We start from the raw sequence: 1534 nt of genomic DNA on the forward strand, positions 1-1534 counted from the left end.
TAGTTACTATACCTAACTTAAATTCAAAATTGTATTTCTGTTTTCTACTCATAAAAAATGCCCCAAAAAGTGTCTAACTTTTTGGGGCATGTCTAATGATAGTCCTTTTTTTATTGCCTTATTTCTCCTCAATAGGCATCAATACATATTAGCATACCAGCCTTCTACTTAAATCAAGTACAGCACTTATCAAATTCCTATAACTATCTTATACAGCCCCTTTGTATAATCTTTATATATTCTATGTAAACTGCTTGTATATTTTTACATAAAAAGTATACAACCACTATACATAGAGTATACATACACTATACAAGCACTCATATTAAAACCTCTTTAAAACCTCTTTAAAACTTCTTTAAAACCTGTGTAACACCTGTGTAACACCTGTAAAATACGCTTTAGTAATTTGCGAAGATTTCATCAAAAAACACTGCACTCCACTTCTCAACAAATAGTTCCAAAGCCTCCTTTCTATTCACTTTATTCCATAAAAAAAGGATAGCATTGCTACTATCCTTCTACTAATTTAAATTTTTCTTATTGCTGATAGCGTTCTAAAAGCCTTTGTAACTTATCTTGAATACCGTCTTCTACAATTCCACCGTGATAACAAATAATTCTTGTAGGCTGTAATGATTTGATACGCTCTACTGACGCTAAAGCAGCATCTATATCTAAAGTAAACTGAGGATTAGCAATATTAAACTCGCCTTCTTCTACGACAATTGCATCTGCTGCAATTACGGTTTTACTTGCTGTATCATAGAAAGAGATATGTCCTTTTGTATGCCCTGGCGTAGCCACAACAACTAAAGTATCCTTTATCACTTCCTTATCTTTTAAAACACTATCCACAGGAAAACGTTTAATTGCCTTAAGCTCCTTTACAAAACCTTCCATCATTGGTTTCATCTCTTGCGGAATAAAATTAAGACTTCCCTCTACTTGTACTAATCGCTCCGCAGGAACAATACCAGCCACTGAGTTTGCCTCCACATCGCTACTTATTACTTTTATAGCCGCATTCTCTTCTTTAAAACAATGTAACCCTTCTAAGTGATCTATATCATCGTGTGAAATAATTACACCTGTTAGATCAGTAATTGAAACACCAAATTTATCTAACTCGCGTTTAAATTCAGGATAATTATAAGTAAAACCACAGTCGATTAAATAGTTTGTATTATCAGTAAATTTAACTAATGTAGGTGTAAAAACAGCAGGTAATCCTTCAGGCGATTGTGCGTTGATTTCTAATATTTCTATTGTCATTTATTAATTTAATTGGGGATATTATAAAATAAAAAAAGCATAATTAAATTTATAATAGACATGCCCCAAAAAGTTAGACACTTTTTGGGGCATTTTTTATGAGTAGAAAACAGAAATACAATTTTGAATTTAAGTTAGGTATAGTAACTATTATTTTGGAAGGTAAAGACAGTATGAGGGGACTTTCTCGATCAGAAAAAATCAGTGAGTTTAACCTTTATTTTTGGCTTAAACTATATGAAGTTTATGGAGAACAAGG

General features: G+C 32.0%; 2 protein-coding genes. One reads left to right on the forward strand and one right to left on the reverse strand.

Going from position 1 to position 1534, the window contains the following annotated elements; all coding sequences use genetic code 11:
• Positions 1-540 precede the first annotated feature (540 nt).
• A complete protein-coding gene (locus tag BLT46_RS13050; RefSeq protein WP_090410543.1) occupies positions 541-1275 on the reverse strand; it encodes an MBL fold metallo-hydrolase in 735 nt (244 codons plus the stop codon).
• A gap of 98 nt (positions 1276-1373) precedes the next feature.
• Here BLT46_RS13050 and BLT46_RS13365 point away from each other — a divergent pair.
• The coding region (locus tag BLT46_RS13365) for a transposase (RefSeq protein ID WP_143021880.1) at positions 1374-1534 on the forward strand (161 nt) is incomplete at its 3' end.

The sequence above is a fragment of the Myroides phaeus genome (assembly GCF_900099675.1).
Classification (GTDB): domain Bacteria; phylum Bacteroidota; class Bacteroidia; order Flavobacteriales; family Flavobacteriaceae; genus Flavobacterium; species Flavobacterium phaeum.

Excerpts from the sequence above, each read along its gene's own strand:
- BLT46_RS13050 (WP_090410543.1), bottom strand. The coding sequence starts at position 1,275 with ATGACAATAGAAATATTAGAAATCAACGCACAATCGCCTGAAGGATTA.